The sequence below is a fragment of the Paractinoplanes toevensis genome, from assembly GCF_018332695.1.
GTDB classification, from domain to species: Bacteria; Actinomycetota; Actinomycetes; order Mycobacteriales; family Micromonosporaceae; genus Actinoplanes; species Actinoplanes toevensis.
Genome location: NZ_BOQN01000032.1, coordinates 1 through 21133, shown reverse-complemented (window position 1 = coordinate 21133; position 21133 = coordinate 1). Strand labels below are relative to the sequence as shown.

Sequence of the window (21133 nt, the reverse complement as noted above, 5' to 3'; positions counted from 1 at the left end):
AATGGCGCTTGATCTCGGATACCGGCAGGCCGGTGACCCGGCCGGCGTGCCGGTGGTGCTGCTGCACGGCAGCGGCAGCAACGCGCGCACCTGGGACCGCTTCACCCCGAGGCTGACCGAGGCCGGCTACCGAACGATCGCCGTAGACCTGCGCGGCCACGGCACCAGCGCCCGCCCCGGCGATTACGCGCTGACCAGCATCCGCGACGACCTGCTCGCCCTGCTGGACACCCTGGACCTGCGCGACACCATCCTGATCGGCCACTCGGTCGGCGCCCACGCCGCGCTGGCCGCCGCGCTGGCGGCTCCCGACCGGATCGCCCGCCTGGTTTTGGAGGATCTGGCCGCACCGCCGCGGCAGCCCGGCCCGGTGTCGCTGCGCGGCTTCAAACCGCTGCAGGTGCTGGCCGCGGTCACCGGCATCCTCCGGGTCAGCCGCGACTACGACCTGCGCGCCGTGGCCTCGATCCTCCGCCAGCTGACCCGCCCCGACCTTCCCTGGTGGGAACGCCTGAGCGAGGTGAGCCACCCCACCCTGATCCTGTCCGGCGGCCCGACCAGCTGCATCCCCCCGAACCGCCTGGCCGACGCGACGGCCGCGATCCCCGGCGCCCGCATGACGACGATCCCGGTCGGCCACCGGGTGCACAGCCTCGCCCCGGACCGCTTCGCCACCGAGGTCCTAGCCTTCCTGACCGAGCTGGCCGTGCACGGTTGATGGGGCCTTGTCATGTCTCCGACGGCCCTGTCGTCTGTTCGGGCATAGCCGAGGAAACTCGGCTACTCGCCGGAGCAGTGCCATCGGCAGACTAGAGTATGCGCATCTGGAAGACTAGTAGACGTGCGATTAGACGGGCAGGAGGCGCGCTTCGGGTAGAGTGGCGTTGTGGTCGAGTACCGGCGGCGTGTCCTGGATGACGCACTGGATGAGCTTCAGCCCCATCTGCGTGCCCTGTCGATCCACGGGCCGAAGGGTGTGGGAAAAACGGCGACGGCGACGCAGCGCGCGGTGTCGGTCGTCGATCTGAGCCTTCCTGCTCAACGAGAGATCCTCGGTGCGGATCCTTCCATCTTGTCTCGTCTGCCAGGGCCGGTGCTGGTGGATGAGTGGCAGCGGTTCCCCGAGGTCTGGGACCAGGTGCGTCGCGCGGTCGATTCCGGCTCTCCGCCTGGGCACTTCATCATCGCCGGCAGTTCGGCACCTCGGGGCGCGGTGATCCACTCGGGCGCCGGACGGATCGTCCCGATGCGGATGCGCCCGCTCAGCGTGGCGGAACGGGATATCGAGACCCCGACCGTCAGCCTGTCCGCGCTGCTGGCCGGCGACCGCGACGTCGATGGGAGCACCAGGCTCCGGCTGATCGACTACGTCGAGGAGATCACCGCGTCCGGGTTCCCCGCCATCCGGGGACTTCCGTCCCGTGTCCGCCGGGCCGAGTTGGACGCGTATCTGGACAACGTCGTCGAGCGGGAGTTTCCTGAGCAGGGCTATCCGGTCCGCCGTCCGGCTGTGCTACGTGCTTGGCTTGCCGCATATGCCGCCGCGACATCGACGACGGCGACCTACTCGAAGATTCTCGACGCGGCCACCGCCGGGTTGGCGAACAAGCCGGCCAAGGAGACCACACTCGCATACCGCGACGCCCTGTCCGCGCTGTGGTTGCTCGACGACCTGCCACCGTGGATTCCCGGCCACAACCATCTTGATCGGCTCGGCCAGTCCGCCAGACATCACCTGGCCGACCCGGCGCTTGCCGCTCGACTGCTGGGGCTCGATACCGCTGCGCTGCTACGAGCCGAACAAGGCAGTACCAACCTGTCCGAAGGCACGATCCTCGGCGCTCTCTTCGAACACCTCGCGGCGCTCAGCATCCACACCTACGCTGAGGCAGCCGAGGGCCGGGTAAGCCACCTACGGACGCGCAACAACATCCACGAAGTGGATCTCATAGTCCAGCACGCCGATGGAAGGGTGCTGGGTATCGAGGTCAAGCTGGCCGACCGCGTCGAGGATGCCGACACCAAACACCTGCATTGGCTGCGTGACCGAATTGGCGAAGACCTGATCGACACCGTCGTCATCTATGCAGGCGAGCACGCGTACCGCCGCCGCGACGACGTAGCCGTCGTCCCTTTGGCATTGCTCGGCCCCTGATGACAGGTTCCTGGCCGGCCAACGTCATCTCTACTCCGGCGTGTCCAAAGGCGTAAGGCCGTAGTCAGGCTTCCGATCTCACGCGGCCCGCGGTTCAGTCCGGCGTCGGCCTCCCCCGGCTCCGGGTCCTCGTCTATCGGTCCGCGCCGTGCCCATCGGTGATCTACGATCCAGGGCGGCCCGCAGAGGGCGTCAACGGGGAGGAATCTATTGCGTAAGGTCCGTTTCATCCTCGCCGCACTGAGCGCCGGCATCATGGCTGCGGCCGTCTCTCCGGTTGCCGCGCAGGCCGCTGAATCGCCGACCGTCGTCTCGGCACACAGTGACTACGACAACGACGCCTACGACACGCTCGTCGTGTCCGCGCGGTCCGGCAGCGACATAACTGCGATCACCGCGCACATCGTCGACTCGACTTCCCATGAGGAGATCGCCAGCATCAGCGCCTTCACGCTGCGGTCCGGGACCGCCACCGACGGCGTCTGGGTCAGCGTGCCGCTCTTGTTGGACAAGCTGGGTCTCTATGCGGTGGATGTCGAGGTGACCGACACCGCTGGGCACCACGTGCGTCAGGACAGCATCGGTTCTCTGAACTACGCCGTAGCGACGTACTTCGACTATGTGGCCGTGAACCGGGCGGCCGCCACCTATGAAAACCGCTCGGTGAAGGTCAAGGGCAAGCTTCTCGGGCGATATCCCGGCACCCGCGAGATCGTTCCCGTTGGCGGCGCCTATCTGGTCGTCTACGGCTTCGCGAACTACGGCGAGGCGACCACCAAGGCCGATGGCACGTTCACGGCCGAGGTCCCGATCGCGTACGAGAGCGAGTCCCTGCAGGCGATTTTCAACTCGGCGAGCGGCGACCTGATCTCCTCGACATCAGGCATGTACCCGGTGACCATCAAGGCCCGACCGGTTCGCGTGGCTGTCGCGGTCGACCGGAAGAGGGTCGACCACGACCAGACCGTGACGGCAGCGGGCCGAGTCACATGGCGGGTCGACGGCGCTTGGGTGCCGATGCCGAACGTCACCGCGTTCGTCCTCCAATGCAGCCAGCCTGACCTAGACCGTTGCGCCTACCTCGCCTCGGTCGTAACCGGCGAGGACGGGCGATTCACTTACAGCTACGCGCCGGGCGAAAGTACCTACATCGGCGTGTCGTATGTCGAATACAGCGCGGACGGCGGCGTCGATCCGTATGTCCAGCCCGGATTCGGAGCGTCCAAGCTTGTCGTCGTCGACCAGGCCGCAGCCTTCTTCGAGTTCACCGCCGGCCGCGACAGCGCAGGGCTGATCTCGGTGCACGGCCGGTTCGACTTCACGAATCACCAGGCACCCGCACATTTCGACATCAAGCTCCAGTGTTCGGCCAACGGCGTCGACGGCTGGCGCACCTATCAGACATTCACCGACCAGCGGGAGTTCGACGTCACCGGCGTGAACTTGCCGCACACCGTCCATTGGCGGGCCGTCTACCCGGGTGAGGTCGGCTGGCAGCGAACGGTCAGCGAAGTCGTCAGCGTTCCCGCCCTCTGAACGGTCAGAGCACAGTGCGGGCCGTGGGGTTGATCCCACGGCCCACGAGCTACGCGATCAGGCTGCGGAGCGTTGTTCGGCAGCCGCCGGGCGGTAGGTGGCTATCTCGTCGGCCGGTAGCGGGCGGGCGTAGTGGTAGCCCTGCGCGAAGCGGTACCCGAGCCGATACAGCTCGGCCGCCTGGTCGGCGGTTTCCACGCCCTCGGCGACCGCCCGCAGATTCATGCCGTCGCAGATGCGGATCAGGGCGGCCGCCACCACCGCCTCGTGGCCGCCGGTGACGATGTCGTCGACGAACGACTTGTCGACCTTCAGGATGTCGGCGGGGCAGGTGCGCAGCAGGCCCAGCGATGAGTGGCCGGTGCCGAAGTCGTCCAGGGCGATTTTCACGCCCAGCGCCGCGATGGCGCGCAGCTCCGCCAGGGCCGTGCCGCCGTCGAAGACGGCCGTCTCGGTGACCTCCACCGTGAGCACGTGCGGGGGCAGGCCGGTGCGTTGCAGCACCGCGTTCACGTCGGCGGCGAAGCCGGCCTCGCGTAGCTGGCGGGCCGACACGTTGACGGTGACCGTGCGCGGGGCCGCGTCGCCGAGTTCGTGCCGCCAGCGCACCGCCTGCCGGCACGCCTCCTCGAGGATCCACGCGCCGAGCGGCACGATCAGGCCGGTGCGCTCGGCCGCGGGGATGAAGACCGCCGGGCCGACCGCGCCGCGTTCCGGGTGGGTCCAGCGCACCAGCGCCTCCACGCCGAACAGCTCGCCGCCCGGCATCGACACGATCGGCTGGTAGAGCAGGTACAGCTGGTCGGTGTCGAGGGCGATGCGCAGGTCGGCGGCGAGCCTGGCCAGCGCGGCGGTGCGCTGGTCCATCGCCGGGTCGTAGCCGACCTGGCGGCCCTTGCCCTGGCCCTTCGCCTCGTACATCGCCACGTCGGCGCGGCGCAGCAACTCCTGCGCGGTGTCACCGGGGTGGGCGGTGGCCAGGCCGGTGCTGGCCTCGACCACCAGCTCGTAGCCGGCCGCGTGGAGCGGGCGGCGTAGTTGCGCGGTCACCTCGGCCAGGGTCGCGGTGGGGTCGCCGCGCAGCAGCAGCGCGTACTCGTCGCCGCCGAGCCGGGCCACGATGCCGTCGGCCGGCACCGTCGCCGCGATCCGGTCGGCGACCGCGGTGAGCAGGGCGTCGCCGACGGCGTGCCCGAGGTCGTCGTTGATCGCCTTGAAGTCGTCCAGGTCGATCAGGGCCACGCCGACGTCGGCGGGCGTGGCAGCCAGCGCGGCGGTGATCTCGCGGACCAGCACGGTCCGGTTCGCCAGGCCGGTGAGCGCGTCGTGGTCGGCCTGGTAGGCCAGTTCCCGCTGGCGGGCGTCGAGGGCGTCGAGCAGCCGCGCGTTGTCCCGCAGCGCGATCAGTTGCCGGGCCGCCACGAGCACGGTGACGATCACCGACCCGGCCGCGATCGCCTCCAGGTCGGTGGCGCCGGTGCGGGCCACGGTCAGCAGCAGGCCGCCGGTGGCGGCCACCGCGGCGTACGGCATGAGGCTCAGCCGGCGCGGCACCGGCCGGGGCATCGGCCGGCCGGCCCGGGTGGCGCGGGTCTGCCGGTCGGCCGCCAGGCTGGTCAGCATGCAGGTGGCCGGCAGGATGACCCACGCCGAGTTCAGGTGTGGCCGGGTGGCGAGCAGGGGTGCGAGCGCCCCGCCGCCCGCGCCGACCGCGCCGGTCAGGGCGAGGATGTGCAGCGCCCGCCGGTCGATCGGCCCGGTGCCGGTGAAGGCCACCTTGACGAACGCGAAGGCGCAGATGAAGCCGGCCGCGAGCACCACGATGAACGAGACCGCGGCGGTCGTGCTGTCGCCCAGCCAGCTGTGCCAGCGCGGGTAGAAAACGTGCCAGGAGAACGTGACCACGGTGACGATCACGGTGGCGATGTCCAGTCCGAACCGGGTCCATTCGATGCGGGTCCGCCGGGCCCCGCGGATGCGCATCAGGCCCAGCAGCATCGCGATCAGCCCGGAGACGTACACGACCGCGGTGAACACGCTGATCGGCTGGGACTGGCCGGCATCGCGGAAGTAGTCGTGGGCGGCGGAGGCGGCGCCCAGCCCGACCAGCACGAGGCCGACCGACATGTACCGCCAGAACGTCCGGCCGTGCCGGCCGGCCCGCCACGAGGTCATCGCGGCCAGGGGCACCGCCACGAGCAGGGTCAGCCAGCCGGGCTCGGGCGGGGTGCGGCGGATCAGGCCGATCCAGAACCAGACCACCGCGATGACGACGAGGCCGATGGAGGTGGCGAGTGTGCGCGTCAGCCGCCATGGCGGCACTGTCGTCGCGGCCTGCACGAAGATCTGATCGGCAGGTCACGCCACCGGGTGAGTCTTAACGGCGTCGAGGGCCGGGCTCAGTGGGGCCAGCGCGGCCCGGATCAACTCCGGCAGGGTGCCGGAGACCATCATCAGGCCGGGTACGCCGGTCGGCTGCAACCATCGCCGCAGGGCGACCCGGGCCGCGGCGGCGACCGCGGCGGCCAGCACCTCGGCCGTCCGGGGGTCGGCGCCCCGGGCGGCGATCGCGGCGGCGACGGGTTCCTCGATGCCGGTGACGGCGTCGGCGTAGCAGGTCCGCAGCGCCGGGTTGGTGGTGATGATCAGCATGGCCTCGCCGGGGTCGGTGTAGAAGCGCACGACCGCGTCGATGATGCCGTCGGCCAGCGGCACACCGGCCGGGATGTCAGGCGCGCGGGCCGCGGTCAGCGCCGCGACGATCGCGTGTTCCCGGCTCGGGAAGTAGTTGTTGTAGGTGCGCGGGGAGACGCCGACGGCCTCGGCGATCTCCTCCACCCGTACGTTCTCCGGGCCCTTGCGCAGGGCCAGGCGCAAGGCGGCCTCCTGGAGGGCCACCCGGGTGGCCTGCTTCTTCCGTTCGCGCAGCGAATCCACGACCGAATCCTACGCGCACGCAAACTTGCGTGCACGCAATTTTTCACCTACGGTCGCAACCATGAGAGCCAAGGGCATGACGTACGACGTGGGATTCGTGCGCGACGGCGCGAACTCGATCCCGCACCTCGACCTCGACCTGGTCCGCCGCGAGCTGGAGATCATCCGCGACGACCTGCACTGCACAGCCGTCCAGATCGTCGGGGGCGACCCGGAACGCCTCGAGACGGCGGCCCGCATCGCCACCGGACTGGGGCTGGAAGTGTGGTTCACGCCGTACCCTCTGGATCTTGCTCCGGACCGGATCGAGTCGCTGTTCCGGGAATGTGCCCGGCGGGCCGCGCGGGTCGACGGCCACGTCGTCTTCGTGGCCGGGGCGGAGCTGACCATCATGAACCGCGGGTTCATCGACGGGGATCGGCTCGAGCAGCGGCTCGAGCACCTGTTCGGCGACGCGCAACGCATCGCCGAGGCCCAGGACCGGCTCGGCCGATTCTTCCGCCGCGCGGTGCCCGCGATCCGTGAGGTGTTCGGCGGCAAGGTCACCTATTCGGCCATCCAGTTCGAGGGCGTCGACTGGAGCCTGTTCGACTTCGTGACGTTCGAGCTGATCCGCTCGGCCGAGGTGGCCCACCTCTTCCGGGGCGCGGTGCGCACGCTCGTCGCCCAGCCCAAGCCGGTCGCCATCACCGGCTTCGGCACGGCGACCTGGCGGGGTGCCGGCGACGTCGCACCGCGCAGCATGGCGATCCTGGAGAGCGGCCCTCCGCTACGACTGGACGGGGTCTACGAGCGGGACGAGGCCGGCCAGGCCGCGTACCTCGACGAGCTTCTGGAGATCTTCGACAGTGAAGGGGTGGACAGCGCCTTCGTGCACCTGTTCGCCCTGCACAACCTGCCGCACCGGCCGGGCGGCGACCCGCGCGACGACCTCGACCTGGCCAGCCTGGGCATCGTCAAGGTCCTCGAGGACGGCACCGGCGTCACCTACCCGGGCCTGCCGTGGGAGCCGAAGGCGGCGTTCGCGGCGGTGGCGGCCCGCTATGCCTAATCGCTCGCCGGCTGGAAGCTGTCGAAAACCAGGTTCAGGTCCTTCTGGGCGGCCTTCCATCCGGCATCCGTCGTCTGCCAATAGAAGCCGTACGCCTGGTGCTTCGAGGTCACCACGCCGCGGTTGTTCACGTGCTGGCGTACGCCCGAGCGGTTGAAGGTGAATTCCCAGTCCGCCGCCTTGAGGAAGTACTTCACCTCGCGGATGTGCATCTCGCGGTAGCCGGGGAAGTCGCCGTGCGACACCCGGTAGTCGGCCTTGCCGCGCCAGTCGGCGACCGGGTCCCACTGCGGGTCGTCGGTCTGATCGATGCCGAGCACCCGGCCGGACGCGCGGAAGTAGACGATGCCGCCCTCCTTGGACCGGGTCCAGCCCTTCGGCACGTAGACGGAGAAGCCGGTGGGGTCGCGGTAGTCGGTCCAGCCCGCGGGCAGGGGCGGCCGGGTGCTGCCGGCGGCGGACGGGGCGACGGACGCCGGGGCGGTGGAGGATGCGGTCGACGGTGCGGCAGCGGATGAGACGGCCGCCGACGGTGTGGCGGCGGCGGGCGGCGCCGGGGCGGAGACGGAGGGCGCCGGGCTTACGGTCGATGCGTCGGCATCGGGCCGCGTCGCCACCCACGCGATGCCGGCGCCGGCCAGCAGCACGACCGCCACGACCGCCGCCGCGATCAGGGGACGCCTGCTCCGAGGCGTTTGCTCCGGGGAAGGTTCCAGGGCCGCGTACAACAGCCGCTGGGTTTCGTCCGCATCTATGCGGTCCCCGGGCGACTTGCGCAGCAGCCCGTCCAGCACCGGTCGTAGTTCGAAGGCCTGGGTCGACGCCGCCGGTTCCTCGGTCGCGATCGCGGTGATCGTCTCCATGACCGACGGCCGCTGGTACGGCGCGTGCCCCTCCACCGCGGCGTAGAGCGTCGCGCCCAGCGACCAGAGATCACCGGCCGAGGTGGTGTCCCCGTCCCGCACCCGTTCCGGCGCCATGTACTGCGGCGAGCCGAACACCAGTCCGGCGCTGGTGTTCAGGCTCTCGCCGTCGACGGCGGCCACGCCGAAGTCGGTGAGCACGACCCGCCCGTCGGTGGCGAGCAGGACATTGGCCGGCTTGACGTCGCGATGCCGTACGCCCGCCGCATGGGCCTCCCGCAGCGCCTCGAGCACCGCCAGCCCGATCTCGGCGACCCGGTGTGGCGGCAGTGGGCCGTCGGTGTCGAGGACCTCCTGCAGCGAGCGGGACGGCACGTACTCCATGACGATCCACGCCCGGCCCTCGGCTTCGAAGGTGTCGTAGATCCGGGCCACCCCCGGATGCGCCAGCCGGGCCGCGGCCCGGCCCTCACGCAGCATGTGCTTGCGCAGCGCCTCGCCGTCGGCACCGACGATCTCGTCCGGCAGCAGGATCTCCTTGAGCGCCACATCGCGGTCGAGGATCTCGTCGCGGGCCAGCCAGACCCGGCCCATGCCACCGGCCCCGAGTGTCCGGCCCAGCCGGTACCGCTCGCGCACATAGACCGAGGCCGCAGTCATGCCCGGCGATGTACCCGGCCGGGCCCGAATTCACGCGTCAGCGTCGTTGCCGCGCCATCCACTGCCAGAAATTCCGGTCGTTGCGGGCCACGTAGATCCACGACCAGTGGCCGGGGAACCGGTAGCCGTTCCAGGTGACGTCGTCGTAGAGGGTCATCCGGGAACGCGGGATCAGATCGTGGGCGTGCACGGTGTTCGCGACCGGGTCAACGGTGTCGTCGTCCCGGGAGGCGACCAGCCAGCTCGGGGTCCGGATCCCGGCCAGCTCGGCGTCGGAGATCAGCCCGGTCACCACCCCGCAGATCGGCACCGAGGCGGCGAACAGCCCGGGGTAGGCGGTGGTCATCTTCATGCTCATGTAGCCGCCGTTGCTGCACCCGGCCACGTAGATCCGGTCGCGGTCGACATCGTGCCGGCGGGCGACGTCCTGGACGATCTCGCGGATCTGCGGCGCGAAGCGGGGGCCGTCCAGCATCCAGGCCGAGGTGCTCTGCGGGGCGACGACGTGGGCGCCGCCGAAGATCCGCTGCGCCTCGCGCGTGGCGAATCCGAGGGCCCCGCGGTTGGCGCGCAGCGTGGTCTCGTTGTCGTAGTAGTTGTCCGGCAGGGAGGCACCCTCTCCCCCACCGTGCAGCCAGACGACCAGCGGCCTTCGGTGCGACCGCGGGGGCGAGTACAGCCGGTACTTCATGCCCGAGCCCGAGGTGTGGTAACTGAACGCGTCGACCTCGGGGTTGACCAGCCGGCCCTGCACGAAGCGCACCGGCGATCCGGTCTGGGTGACGGTGTAGACGAGGTCGAGCCGGACGTTGCGGCCCTTGCTCGCGATGTAGCCGAGCGTGCCGCCGCCGAGCTGCCCCTCGGCGTAGCTGAGTTCGAGCACGACGTTGCCGCGGTGGTCGAGCCGGGCGGCGGTGACCGTGCGGTCGAGGTCGTACTCGCTGAAGATCTGGTCGCCGGCCGCGATCGGGATCGGGCTGGTGGCCTTGGCGTGGACGCGGAAGCTCGCGGGATCGATCGGCCCGAGCCGTCTGGTGTGCAGGGTGAGCGAGGTGACCTGCTCACCACCGTCCAGGGTCTCGGCGTTGAGGGTGAACCCCACGGTGGGGCGGGTGTGCCCGGCCACACGGGGCAGGGGCAGGGCCAGACCGGCGGCGGCGGCGAGAACGGTACGACGACTGATGGGCATGGCCGGGTCAACTCCCGTGCGGTAGCGATGTTCGTCGATCTCCGAACGTATCGTCGCCGTAATCTTCCCGCAACATTGGAGAGTGTTCATGACCACACTTACGGGCGGTTTAGTGAGGCAACATGCCGCGTAACCTCGGCCGCTGCACCCCCGTGATCACCCAGGGTCACCGGAGTGCCGCTTTCCGCGAAGATCGATTTGATCACTCCGATTAGCCTGACCGCCGTGCCCTTCGCCATTCGTCGCCGTGACCGCCATCCGCTGACAAATGTGAGCTCCCTGGCCCTTGTCGGGTTGCTCGCCGGGGTGGTGGTCGCGGCCGCCGCCTTTCCTGCCGCCGCCCTCTCCGGGCTGGCGGCCAAGGCCGGCTCCAAGGGCTTCGCCGACCTGCCCAGCTCGATCAAGCAGCAGACCTCGCCGCAGATGAGCCGCATCTACGCGTCCGACGGCAAGACCCAGATCGCCGTCATGTACGACGAGTACCGCAGCGACGTGGCGCTCAAGGACATCTCGGTCAACATGCAGAAGGCGCTCGTCGCGGCCGAGGACCACAAGTTCTACGAGCACCACGGCGTCGACTTCAAGGGCCTGGCCCGGGCGTTCGCGAACAACAAGGCCGGCGGCGACCAGCAGGGCGCCTCCACCCTGACCATGCAGGTCGTGCGCATGTCCCAGTCGTACTCGGCGACCACCGCGTCGGAGGTGCTGGCCGCGACGGCCAAGACACCCGAACGCAAGGTGTCCGAGATGAAGTTCGCGCTCGAGCTCGAGAAGCAGATGACCAAGGAACAGATCCTCGAGCGCTACCTGAACATCGCGCCGTTCGGCAACGGCGCCTACGGCATCTACGCGGCCAGCCAGATCTACTTCGGCAAGAAGCCCAAGGACCTCGACATCGCCGAGTCGGCGCTGCTGGCCGGCATGGTCAAGGGCACCTCGTACTACGACCCGACCACCACCGAGGGCTACCCCCGGGCCGAGCAGCGCCGCAACTACGTCGTCAACGACATGCTGTCGCTGAACTACATCACCGCCGACCAGGCGGCCAAGGCCAAGGCCGAGAAGGTCCCGCACACGACGAAGAACGTCGGCAACGGATGCACCGCCGTCAACAAGAACGAGTGGGGCTTCTTCTGCGACTACTTCCAGCGCTGGTGGCTGAGCCAGCCGGCGTTCGGCGAGAACTCGTACGACCGGGAGCGGCGGCTCAAGAGCGGCGGCTACAAGATCGTCACCACGCTCGACCTCAAGGCGCAGAAGTCGGCCCGCAAGCGCATCCTCGAACAGCGCAGCGACAACTCGGTGAACGCACTGCTGCTCGCGGCCGTGCAGCCCGGCACCGGCAAGGTGCGGGCGCTCGCCGCCAACCGCAAGTTCAAGCTGCCCACCGCCGCGAAACCGAACCCGCTGTCGTCCGACCCGAAGAAGCGGAAGGCCGGCGTACGCGCCACCTACCCCAACACCACCAACCCGATCATCACCGGCGGCGGCGACATCAACGGTTACCAGGCCGGCTCGGTGTTCAAGATGTTCACCATGGTGGCGGCCCTGGAAAACGGCTTCAACCTGGACTACAACATCAACACCACCAACCGGTACGTCTCGCCGCTCTACCGCGACTCGGCCGCCCCCGCCGCCTGCAACGGCCACTACTGCCCGAGCAACTCCAGCGCCAAGGAGGCCGGCCCGTTCAACATGTGGACCGGCTTCGGCGCGTCCGTGAACACCTACTTCGTGCCCCTGCAGGAACAGGTCGGCGCGGAGAAGGTGGTCGATGTCGCCCAGCGCTTCGGCGTCCAGTTCCGCGAGAAGCAGGACAACGACCTGGCCACCCAGTCCGCCCACGACTGGGGCGCGTTCACCCTGGGTGTCTCGGCGTCGACCCCGTTGGACATCGCCAACGCGTACGCCACCCTGGCCGGTGACGGCATGTACTGCGCGCCCACCCCGATCGAGCAGATCACCACCCACACCGGTGAGAAGCTGGACGTCGGCAAGCCCAGCTGCAAGCGAGTGACCAGCACGGACGTGGCCCGCAAGACGCTGGACGCGACCCGCTGCCCGGTCGGCGACTCGGCCCAGCTGGGCAGCTGCGGCGGCACCGGCACGGCGAAGGCGGTCCGCGGCATCGTCGGCCACCCGGTCTTCGGCAAGACCGGCACCACCGACGCCGAGAAAACGGCGTCCCTGGTGGTGGGCACGACGTCGATCGTGGTGGCCGGCTACATGGTCAACCCCGACTGGCAGGCCCACAACGACCAGATGAAGCACGACGTGATCAACCCCGCCGTCTGGAACACGGTCGCCGACTACATGGACGGAAAGCCGTCAGAACAGTTCAAAACCCCCTGACGGGCCGCTTTCCACCACAGCCTCGCCGCTCGCGGCGGGGCTGTTCCTCTTCCGTACGCGGTGGAATGGGCCCCGTGGCACTCAGTTCTCGCTACGCGAAACTGGAAGCGGCCGCCGGAACGAGGGCTCCGGGGTCGGGTGCGGGGTGGGCGGGATCGCTAAGGTCTTCGCCATGGCGAAGCTGGACGAACTCGTTGCTCGCTATCTGACGCCCGCGGTGGGGCCGCACTGGGAGAACTCGTCGGTCGAGTTCGTCGTCGACGGGCGCGGGTGGATGCGGCGGATGCGGGAGCTGCTGATGTCGCTCGGGGCGGGCGACGCGGCGTACATCTGCGGGCTTCAGCTCGAACCGGAGATGGACCTGACCGGGAAGCGGGCCGGCGAAGCCGGCTATGAGCCGCTCGCCGATCTGCTGGCCGGGCTGGCCGTGCGTGGGGTGGACGTCCGGATCATCCTGGCCGGGGCCGTGGTGAGCAGCAGCCTGGTGCGGCCGACGATCGGGCCGTTCCATCAGAATGTCAGCTCGGCGCACGTGCTGCGGCGCTGGCGCCGCGACGCCGACCGGCGCGGCGATCCGGCGCCGCTGGCCGATCGGGTGCTGCTCGACTGGTCCGGGTCGGGGGTCGGGTCGAACCATCAGAAGATCACCCTGGTGCGACGGGGCAACGAGCTCATCGCGTGTGTGGGTGGCATCGACTACGCGGCCAACCGGGTCGACGAGACGCCGCACCGGCGCCAGTCGGTGCGCGGTGGGCGCTGGGGGTGGCACGACGCCGGGGCGATCATCGAGGGACCGGCCGCCGCCGATGTCTGGCGGGTGTTCCGGATGCGCTGGCTCGGTGCGGTCAGCCTGCCCCGGCGGCGCTACGTCTGGCCGGCGATGAAGGGCCTGCAGGTGCTCAACCCGGGCGGGACGCTGCGCGGGATCGGGCCGGCCCCGGCTCAGGCCGCCCGGTCGGCGCCCGGCTCGGCCTGCCAGATCCTGCGGTCGGTCGGGCCGTGGTACATCGACTCGCTGCTGCCGTGGGAGCGCCGGCACTACAGCGATGTGGCGCCGGACGGGGTGCACGAGGTGTTCCTGACGCTGGTGCAGGCGATCGGGGCGGCCCGGCACTACGTCTACATCGAGGACCAGTACTTCCGGGAGTACCCGGGCGGTGACCACCGCTTCGAGCTCTACCCGTACCTGCGGGCGGCGGCGGCCCGCGGGGTGAAGGTGATCCTGGTCGGCTCGGGCACCCGGGACCCGGCCGAGTCGTCGCCGCTGATCAACGGAACGGTCAATGCCGATCTGCAGAAGAAGGTCATCGAGCCGCTGCCGTACGGGCTGCGCCGCAACATCGGGCTCTGGCGGGTCGAGCACCTCACCGTGCACGCCAAGGTCGTGATCGTCGACGACCGGTTCGCCGCGGTCGGCTCGGCCAACCTGTTCAGCCGCTCGATGGTCGGGGTCGACACCGAGCTGACCGCCGCCCTGGTCACCACCGGCGACGAGGTGCGCGACCTGCGGGTGCGGCTGTGGGCCGAGCATCTGCGCACGCCGGTGACCGATGAGCTACGCCCGTACCTGGAAGATCTGGATCTGGCTCTTGGGGTTTTCCGCCCGGAATGGCTGCCGGCGACGGCCCCGGCCGGCTCCTGGCGTACGCCCGGGATGCCGGCCGGATTCGACCCGCTCGAATCGGTGCTGAGCCTGGTCGGGCCGCCGTAGAGCGGTCAGCCGGCCCGGTTGCGCAGGTCGGCCATCAGGCGCAGGTGGCTGTCGATGCCGTCCGGCGCGACGTTGTAGAACAGCACGTGGTCGACGCCGGCCTCGCCGAGCCGCTTGAGGTCGTCGGCGATCTCGGCCGGCGAGCCGCCCAGGAACGGCCGGCCGTCGCCGATGGCGTCGGCGACGATCGGCACATTCGCGCGGACGGTCACGGTGAGAGAGGCCGCGTCGCGGCCGTTCTCCGCCGCCGAGGTACGGAAGACGCGCGCCGACTCGACCACCTGCTCGTACGAGAAAGCAATGGGGTTGATGCCGTCGGCGATGCGCGCCGCCCGTTTCTGGCCGGCTTCGGTGTTAAACCGCCGGGCCAGCACCACCGGCACGTGGAACAGCGCGTCGATGATGCTGGTGCCCAGTTTGATCCGCTCGGTCAGTATTCGAGGCGCTCGGCCTCCTGCGCGACCCGCGCGATGTTGTGCACGGACGCCAGTGACCCGGACGTCGGCAGTGCCATCCCCAGTTCCATAACGCTCCTCGAAGCTCAGCCGGCAAGTGTCCAGACTGCACTGGCGATGGCGTTCGAGGCCAGCACCATGCTGTCACTGGACACATCGGTGAGATCGTCGCAGGCCTTGTGGTAACAGGCGCCCAGCTCGTTGAGGCTGCGCACCGAGCTGACCCCGGTCACCTTGACGCCGGCGTTCTTGAAGGCGGCGTGGTCGGAGCGGTCGTCGGTGTCCAGCGACGGGTTGACCGTGATGCCCTTCGACGTGAAGTAGGTCTTGAACGGGGTGTTCAGGCCGTTGGACTGGCCATCGGCGTACAGGCTCCAGCCGACCGCCTTGCCGTTCTCCACCTTGTTGCCGACCATGTCGAAGTTCAGGTACGCGTCGATCTTCGCCGTCTCACCACCGGCCAGGTGCGACACGTAGTAGCTGGAGCCGATGTCGCCCTGCTCCTCGGCACCCCAGAAGCCGAACCGGATGCGCTTGGCGGGCCGCAGGCCGGACTGCGTGATCGCGCTCGCGTTGGCGAGCAGCGCGGCCACGCCGGAGCCGTCGTCGTTGATGCCGGGGCCGGCCTTGACCGAGTCGGAGTGCGCGCCCGCCATGATGACGTGGGCGGCGTCGCCGTACGGCCACTCCGCGATCACGTTGGCCGCCTTCTTGCCGCCGGTGGTGAAGTTCTGCACGGTGGTCGTCCAGCCGAGCCCGGTGAGCTGCGACTGGAGGTAACTCACCGTGGACGTGAAGCCGGTGCTGCCGATGACCCGGGTGTTGCTGCTGGCCTTGGCGAAGTTCATCAGCTGGGTCAGGTGGGCCATCGGGGCGGCCGCGGTGATCACCGGCGGGGTAGCGGCGGCGACCGGGGCAACCGGGGTGACCGTGGCCGCACCGGCGTAGGTCGAGCCCGCGACCGCGAGGGTGGCGGTCACGGCGGCGGCGACGCCGGCGAGGGCGAACTTACGAACCCGCATCGTTCCTCCATGGGGGCTGGGGGTATCGATGCCGAACACTACGGACGCGCCCGACGCATCGGGACATATCAATATGACCCTCACGTTCGGCGGCCGGGACTAACCTCGGACCGATGCTGCAGACGTACGACGAGCGCAACGCCGGCCTCCGGTACTGGGTCAACGGCCAATTGTTCCACCGTGACCAGCCCGGACTCTCCCCGTTCGACTCGGTGGTGCAGGGCGGCGACGCCGTCTGGGAGGGGCTGCGGCTCTACCGCGGGGCGATCTTCGGGCTGCGCGAGCATCTCGCCCGGCTGCGCCGGTCGGCGACCGCGCTGAACTTCGCGCACATCCCCGGCGACGACGAGGTCATCGCGGCGGTCACGGCCACGCTGCGGGCCAATCAGATGTACGACGAGGTGCACGTACGCCTGACGCTGACCCGCGGGGTGAAGGTGACCAGCGGGATGGACCCCCGGCTCAACACCGCCGGGTCGACGCTGATCGTGCTGGCCGAGTACAAACCGCCGGTCTACGACACCGGCGGGCTGCGCCTGGCCACCGCGAGCGTGCGGCGGCCCGGGCCGGACGTGCTCGACCCGAAGATCCACCACGCGAACCTGCTCAACTCGATCCTCGCCAAGATCGAGGCGACCGCGGCCGGCGCCGACGACGCGCTCATGCTCGACCAGCGCGGGTTCGTCGCCGAGACCAACGCCACCCACCTGTTCGCGGTGACCGGCGGCGGCCTGGTCACACCGACGACCGCCGCCTGCCCCGAGGGCATCACCCGGCAGACGATCCTGGACCTGGCGGCCACCAACGGCATCCCGGCGGTGGTGCGGGACGTCTCCCTGACCGAGATGTACAACGCCGGCGAGGTCTTCTGCACCGGCACGATGGGCGAGGTCGCCGGGGTCACGGTGATCGACGGCCGCACCATCGGGGCCGGCGAGGCCGGGCCGATGACGATCCGGATCGCCGCGCTCTACCAGGAGCACGCCGCCGCCCACGGCGTCCGCCTGTTGCCGGCCGGCTAGCGCTCGGCAAAGGCGCGTCAGGTCGCGCGGGCGAGTTCGTCGTAGTAGGGCTGGGCCGCCTCGACCAGGGGGCGCAGCCGGTCCGGCACGGCGGGCGGGGTCGGGTCGTACTTCGCGAAGCCGGTGGATGCCTCGACCGCGGAATACCAGTGCGGGGCCCACACGCCGTCGGTCGGGCGCGGGCCCGGCTCCCAGGCGAGCATGGCCGGGTCGAAGCCGATGCCGAGCGCGTCGCAGAGGCGGCTCAGCGTGCCGGCCGGGTCGCGGAGCACGTCGGCCGCGTCGATCACCGGTCCGCCGTACGCCCGGAAGATCTCTGCCTGTTGGGGGTAACCCAGATCATCCAGCGTCGGCTCGCCCCGCACCCGGGCGTAGGACGCGACCACGTGCGCGGGGTCGCGGATCAGGAAGGCGTGGGTGAGCTCGCCCAGCCAGGCCCGGCCGATCACCGGCAGCAGGTGGTGGGTCATGTGTTTCTGGTAGTGGACGGCCGGGTCGCCGGGCAGCGGGCCGGTCAGCCGGGCGGCCACGTCCTCCCAGCGGCGTGGCTGGCTGCGCAGGATCTCGGCGCGGCCGGGGTGGTCGATGCCGGTGACGTCCAGGTAGTGGGCGTAGAGCGGCTCGTCGACCACGACCGTGTCGGCCCGCGCGCCGAAGCTGCGCATCATCGCGGTCGAGATGTTGCGCGGACCGGACCACATCGCTACCCGCACTGTCATGGCCCGATAATGGCATTGCGCCGATACTCAGATCATCTCTATATTCAACCCGTGCCACCTATGCGCGAGCCAACATTCTGGATCCTCACCGCCCTGGCCTCGGCCACCCAGCACGGCTACGGCCTGATGCGGGAGGTCGAGCGGCTCTCCGGCGGCCGGGTGAAACTGCAGGCCGGCACGCTATATGCGGCGCTCGACCGGCTCGACGCCGAGGGCCTGATCGAGCTCGACCGGGAGGAGATCGTCGGCGGCCGCGCCCGGCGCTACTACCGGCTCACCGACGACGGCGCCGCCGCGCTCGACGCCGAGGCGGCCCAGTTGCGGGCCAGCGCCGACGCGGCCACCGCCCAGCTGTCCGTGCGGCGGCGGCCGGGGTTCGGCACGGTGACGCCGTGAGCTTCCGGTTGCCCCTGCTCGCTTATCCTCCAGGCCCGCGCCGCGCCGAGTTGCTCGACACCCTGCTCGAGGCGGCTGAGGAGCGCGGTCGACGCCACCCCACCCCGCGACAGGTCTTCAACCTGCTGCACTGCGGCCTGCGAGCCCGGCTCGGCCATCCGCGCAGCCGGGGCATCGTCGTGCTCGCCACCCTCATCGCCGTGCTGGCCGGGGTCTTCGGTGCCGCGGCCGTCGCCCCCCTGGGCTGGCGGCTCGCGCCCTCGCTGCCCGAGGGGGTCGCCGCCGAGCAGCTGAAACGCGACGTCTTCCCGGGCCTGGTCGCCTGGGGCGGCGGCGACGCGGCGCTCTGGGTGCGCACCGCCGACGGTGAGGGCGAGCAGTACGGTTTCGCCGACTACTGGGTGCACCACACCGCGCAGACCCGCGAGGTCGCGGCCTACACGGCCGAGGTGCGCGACCGGCTCGCCGGGCAGGGCTGGACGATCCGGGGCGCCATCGCGCTGGGCGAGCCGACCGCCGATGAGCTCCCGCCCGCCTGGCACTCGGCCTCGTTCTGGGCCACCCGGGACGGTCTGGCCCTGCGCTTCACCGACACCGCGACCGACAAGCTCGCCCCGTGGGACTCCGACGGCAGCGCCGGCTTCACACTGGCCCGCACGGCACCGGCCGGGCTCTGGGCCCTCGAGATCGCCGGGGCGCTGGTCGCCGCGCTGCTGGCCTGGCTGCTGACCGGGTGGGTGGCGCGCCGGGTCGAGGGCCGCCGCTTCCTGCAGGCCGGCACGCTGCTGACCGCCGTCGCCGGGCTGGTGGTGCTGCTGCCGACGGTGGCCTTCACGATGCTGTGGGCGGCCGGCAACAGCGATCTCCAGCCGCCCGAGCAGGTCTGGTTCGTGGGCCAGCGCGGCGTGCTCGCCGTCTTCTGGCAGCCGGCGCTGGTGTTCGCGTGCGCCATGATCCTGCTGGCCGTGCTGCCCCGGCGGCGGGTCACCGCGATCGGGGCGGCCGCGGCGGCGCTGGCCCTGGCCGTCTTCGCCGGGCGGCTGCCCGCGCTCGTCGAACACCTGCCGCAGCCGGCCACCGCCGCGGCGAAGGCCTGCGTGCCCGCGATGCCGGCCGGGGGCGGGGCGCGGCTCAGCTACCTGACCTACGTCTTCATCCGGCCGGCGACCACCCCGGAGCAGCGCAACTACATCCAGGCGGCGATCTCGCGCATACCCGGGGCGGCGGCCTTCAACTTCTACTACGACCCGACGTCGGAGGCCTACCGGGAGGCGTATTGCCATGGCGGTGCGCTGCCGGCCGGCGCGGGCGCGACCCTGCCCTATTTCTGGGCCATCGACCTCACCAGCCCGGGCGTTTACGAGGGCCTGGCCGCCGAGGTCGGCGCAATGCCCGGCGTCGTAGCGGTCCGGCCCGGCTGAGCGGCCCGGCCCAGCTGAGCGGCCCGGCCCAGCTGAGCGGCCCGGCCCGGCTGAGCGGCCCGGCCCGGCTGAGCGGCCCGGCCCGGCTGAGCGGCCCGGCCCGGCTGAGCGGATGGCCGGCGGCCGAGATCACAGGTTCTGTGGCCGCTGCGCGGGTACTTTCGGCACGTATCACGGAGAAGGGACATTTACCGTGGCCAGGACCTGGTTCATCACCGGAACATCGCGCGGCTTCGGACGGGAGTGGGCCGAGGCGGCCCTCGACCGGGGGGATCGCGTCGCGGCGACCGCGCGCGACGTCTCCACGCTCGACGACCTCGTCGCCAAGTACGGCGACAACGTGCTGCCACTCGCTCTCGACGTCACCGATCGGCCGGCCGCGCTGGCCGCCCTCAAGCAGGCGTTCGAGCACTTCGGCCGACTGGACGTGATCGTCAACAACGCCGGCTACGGCCAGTTCGGCATGATCGAGGAGATCAGCGAGGCCGAGGCCCGGGCGCAGATCGAGACCAACCTCTTCGGCGCGCTGTGGATCACCCAGGGTGCCCTGCCCTACCTGCGGGAGAGCGGCGGCGGCAACATCATCCAGGTGTCGTCGATCGGCGGCATCTCCGCGTTCGCCAACATCGGCATCTACAACGCCTCCAAGTGGGCCCTCGAGGGCTTCAGCCAGGCGCTGGCCCAGGAGGTGGCGCTGTTCGGCATCAAGGTGACGCTGGTCGAGCCGGGCGGGTTCAGCACCGACTGGGGTGGCGCGTCGGCCAAGCACGCGACCAAGCTCGACACCTACGACAAGGTGCGCGAGGCGGCCGCCGAGACGCGCAAGAGCCGGGTGGCGAACCCGGGCAACCCGACGGCGACCCGATCGGCCATCCTCAAGATCGTCGACGCCGAGAACCCGCCGCTGCGCATCTTCTTCGGCACGGCCCCGATCGGCATCGCCACGGCCGACTACGAGTCCCGCCTGGCCGAGTGGAAGGAATGGCAGCCCGTCTCGGCCGAGGCGCAGGGCTAGAGATCCTCTCGGGTCGGGGTCCCGCCAATCCAGAAGGAACGGGACCCCAACCCAAGCTTCCTGGAAACGGAGGGCGGGAGGCTTCCGCGCGGAAATCTTTCGGTACGCGCCGGCTCAGTCCCGTGGCACGCGGTCCCGGCAGGTGCAGCTCACCCTCCGCGCGCCCGCTGCGGGCGGGCCCGGCCCAAGCTCGCAACCCCACCCCGCCCTCAGCCGGCTGGGCCGAGCAGTCCCGGGCGACGGCCATCGACCTCCCGTAGGGTGGTCGATGCGCTCGGATACCGAGTCGCCGTCCCGCATTCCGCGCATGGTCCCGCGTGATGACAGCGCTTCCACAGCCTGAACCACCCCAGCGGTCAGAAGAACATGACACCGCCTATATCCGACGCCGACAGCTCGACCAGACGCGATCTTGTGGGCTTGCCGTGCGGACAGAGCGGCAACTCCACAAGATCTGCGATGCCGGGCGCCGCGGCGGGGCATCGACCGCGTCACCGCGGGCCGGATACCCGCAGAACCCCTCCGGGCAGGCGACGCGTAGGGGTGTGTCGTTGCGCGAGGGTCGCGGCACGTGCCGGTGTTGCAGGCTGGTCGCGGGGTGGCGGCGGTCGGGGGTGGTTGCGGTTGTT

At 70.4% G+C, this 21133-nt stretch carries 17 protein-coding genes; 10 read left to right on the top strand and 7 right to left on the bottom strand.

Features of this window, described 5'->3' with window-relative positions; all coding sequences use genetic code 11:
- Window position 1: 1 nt before the first annotated feature.
- The 3 genes from Ato02nite_RS11720 to Ato02nite_RS11710 all read left to right on the top strand — a co-directional run bounded on the left by Ato02nite_RS11720 (window position 2) and on the right by Ato02nite_RS11710 (window position 3691).
- Window positions 2–718, top strand: coding sequence for an alpha/beta fold hydrolase (locus Ato02nite_RS11720; RefSeq protein WP_213006488.1), 717 nt, complete (start codon window positions 2–4; stop codon window positions 716–718).
- Between the two features lie 168 nt (window positions 719–886).
- On the top strand, window positions 887–2155 hold the full coding sequence (locus tag Ato02nite_RS11715; RefSeq protein ID WP_213006487.1) for an ATP-binding protein: 1269 nt from the start codon (window positions 887–889) through the stop codon (window positions 2153–2155).
- Between the two features lie 255 nt (window positions 2156–2410).
- Window positions 2411–3691, top strand: a complete 1281-nt coding sequence (locus tag Ato02nite_RS11710; protein WP_213006486.1) for a hypothetical protein — start codon at window positions 2411–2413, stop codon at window positions 3689–3691.
- A gap of 57 nt (window positions 3692–3748) precedes the next feature.
- On the opposite strand, the gene Ato02nite_RS11705 is transcribed toward Ato02nite_RS11710, so the two are convergent.
- Together Ato02nite_RS11705 and Ato02nite_RS11700 are read right to left on the bottom strand one after the other, a co-directional pair.
- Entirely contained in the window at window positions 3749–6031 is a 2283-nt protein-coding gene (locus Ato02nite_RS11705; protein WP_213006485.1) for a putative bifunctional diguanylate cyclase/phosphodiesterase, read from the bottom strand.
- An 18-nt stretch (window positions 6032–6049) separates the two neighbouring features.
- Complete coding sequence (locus tag Ato02nite_RS11700; RefSeq protein WP_246606614.1) at window positions 6050–6628, bottom strand: TetR/AcrR family transcriptional regulator; 579 nt, start codon at window positions 6626–6628, stop codon at window positions 6050–6052.
- A gap of 61 nt (window positions 6629–6689) precedes the next feature.
- Here Ato02nite_RS11700 and Ato02nite_RS11695 point away from each other — a divergent pair, with 61 nt between their 5' ends.
- Window positions 6690–7679: a glycoside hydrolase family 113 protein gene (locus Ato02nite_RS11695; protein WP_213006484.1), complete on the top strand. Its 990-nt coding sequence runs from the start codon at window positions 6690–6692 to the stop codon at window positions 7677–7679.
- On the opposite strand, the gene Ato02nite_RS11690 is transcribed toward Ato02nite_RS11695, so the two are convergent.
- Entirely contained in the window at window positions 7676–9202 is a 1527-nt protein-coding gene (locus Ato02nite_RS11690) for a serine/threonine-protein kinase (RefSeq protein WP_213006483.1), read from the bottom strand. The two genes, Ato02nite_RS11695 and Ato02nite_RS11690, sit on opposite strands and share 4 nt — an antisense overlap.
- Window positions 9203–9239: 37 nt before the next feature.
- Window positions 9240–10391, bottom strand: a complete 1152-nt coding sequence (locus Ato02nite_RS11685; protein ID WP_213006482.1) for a prolyl oligopeptidase family serine peptidase — start codon at window positions 10389–10391, stop codon at window positions 9240–9242.
- Between the two features lie 225 nt (window positions 10392–10616).
- Here Ato02nite_RS11685 and Ato02nite_RS11680 point away from each other — a divergent pair, with 225 nt between their 5' ends.
- Both Ato02nite_RS11680 and Ato02nite_RS11675 read left to right on the top strand, forming a co-directional pair.
- Window positions 10617–12743, top strand: a complete 2127-nt coding sequence (locus Ato02nite_RS11680) for a transglycosylase domain-containing protein (RefSeq protein ID WP_213006481.1) — start codon at window positions 10617–10619, stop codon at window positions 12741–12743.
- A 172-nt stretch (window positions 12744–12915) separates the two neighbouring features.
- Window positions 12916–14454 carry a phospholipase D-like domain-containing protein gene (locus tag Ato02nite_RS11675; protein WP_213006480.1) on the top strand — a complete coding sequence of 513 codons (1539 nt, stop codon included), beginning with the start codon at window positions 12916–12918 and terminating at the stop codon, window positions 14452–14454.
- Window positions 14455–14459: 5 nt separating this feature from the next.
- Here Ato02nite_RS11675 and Ato02nite_RS11670 read toward each other — a convergent pair whose 3' ends face one another.
- Together Ato02nite_RS11670 and Ato02nite_RS11665 are read right to left on the bottom strand one after the other, a co-directional pair.
- Window positions 14460–14837: an LLM class oxidoreductase gene (locus tag Ato02nite_RS11670; RefSeq protein WP_213006479.1), complete on the bottom strand. Its 378-nt coding sequence runs from the start codon at window positions 14835–14837 to the stop codon at window positions 14460–14462.
- Window positions 14838–14995: 158 nt separating this feature from the next.
- Window positions 14996–15931, bottom strand: a complete 936-nt coding sequence (locus Ato02nite_RS11665; protein WP_213006478.1) for a M20/M25/M40 family metallo-hydrolase — start codon at window positions 15929–15931, stop codon at window positions 14996–14998.
- 113 nt (window positions 15932–16044) lie between these two features.
- Here Ato02nite_RS11665 and Ato02nite_RS11660 point away from each other — a divergent pair, with 113 nt between their 5' ends.
- Entirely contained in the window at window positions 16045–16953 is a 909-nt protein-coding gene (locus Ato02nite_RS11660) for an aminotransferase class IV (RefSeq protein WP_213006477.1), read from the top strand.
- Between the two features lie 17 nt (window positions 16954–16970).
- Here Ato02nite_RS11660 and Ato02nite_RS11655 read toward each other — a convergent pair whose 3' ends face one another.
- A complete protein-coding gene (locus Ato02nite_RS11655) occupies window positions 16971–17672 on the bottom strand; it encodes a sulfotransferase-like domain-containing protein (protein ID WP_213006476.1) in 702 nt (233 codons plus the stop codon).
- A 60-nt stretch (window positions 17673–17732) separates the two neighbouring features.
- On the opposite strand from Ato02nite_RS11655, the gene Ato02nite_RS11650 reads away from it, so the two are divergent.
- The 3 genes from Ato02nite_RS11650 (at window position 17733) to Ato02nite_RS11640 (ending at window position 20504) form a co-directional block, all read left to right on the top strand.
- On the top strand, window positions 17733–18068 hold the full coding sequence (locus Ato02nite_RS11650) for a PadR family transcriptional regulator (protein WP_213006475.1): 336 nt from the start codon (window positions 17733–17735) through the stop codon (window positions 18066–18068).
- A complete protein-coding gene (locus Ato02nite_RS11645; protein ID WP_213006474.1) occupies window positions 18065–19489 on the top strand; it encodes a hypothetical protein in 1425 nt (474 codons plus the stop codon). The genes Ato02nite_RS11650 and Ato02nite_RS11645 overlap by 4 nt, the downstream gene beginning before the upstream one ends.
- Before the next feature lie 193 nt (window positions 19490–19682).
- Window positions 19683–20504: an SDR family oxidoreductase gene (locus tag Ato02nite_RS11640; RefSeq protein ID WP_213006473.1), complete on the top strand. Its 822-nt coding sequence runs from the start codon at window positions 19683–19685 to the stop codon at window positions 20502–20504.
- Window positions 20505–21133 lie beyond the last annotated feature (629 nt).

Excerpts from the sequence above, each read along its gene's own strand:
- Ato02nite_RS11660 (WP_213006477.1), top strand. The coding sequence starts at position 16,045 with ATGCTGCAGACGTACGACGAGCGCAACGCCGGCCTCCGGTACTGGGTC.
- Ato02nite_RS11690 (WP_213006483.1), bottom strand. The coding sequence starts at position 9,202 with ATGACTGCGGCCTCGGTCTATGTGCGCGAGCGGTACCGGCTGGGCCGG.
- Ato02nite_RS11655 (WP_213006476.1), bottom strand. The coding sequence starts at position 17,672 with ATGACAGTGCGGGTAGCGATGTGGTCCGGTCCGCGCAACATCTCGACC.
- Ato02nite_RS11675 (WP_213006480.1), top strand. The coding sequence starts at position 12,916 with ATGGCGAAGCTGGACGAACTCGTTGCTCGCTATCTGACGCCCGCGGTG.
- Ato02nite_RS11650 (WP_213006475.1), top strand. The coding sequence starts at position 17,733 with ATGCGCGAGCCAACATTCTGGATCCTCACCGCCCTGGCCTCGGCCACC.
- Ato02nite_RS11665 (WP_213006478.1), bottom strand. The coding sequence starts at position 15,931 with ATGCGGGTTCGTAAGTTCGCCCTCGCCGGCGTCGCCGCCGCCGTGACC.
- Ato02nite_RS11695 (WP_213006484.1), top strand. The coding sequence starts at position 6,690 with ATGAGAGCCAAGGGCATGACGTACGACGTGGGATTCGTGCGCGACGGC.
- Ato02nite_RS11685 (WP_213006482.1), bottom strand. The coding sequence starts at position 10,391 with ATGCCCATCAGTCGTCGTACCGTTCTCGCCGCCGCCGCCGGTCTGGCC.
- Ato02nite_RS11710 (WP_213006486.1), top strand. The coding sequence starts at position 2,411 with ATGGCTGCGGCCGTCTCTCCGGTTGCCGCGCAGGCCGCTGAATCGCCG.
- Ato02nite_RS11720 (WP_213006488.1), top strand. The coding sequence starts at position 2 with ATGGCGCTTGATCTCGGATACCGGCAGGCCGGTGACCCGGCCGGCGTG.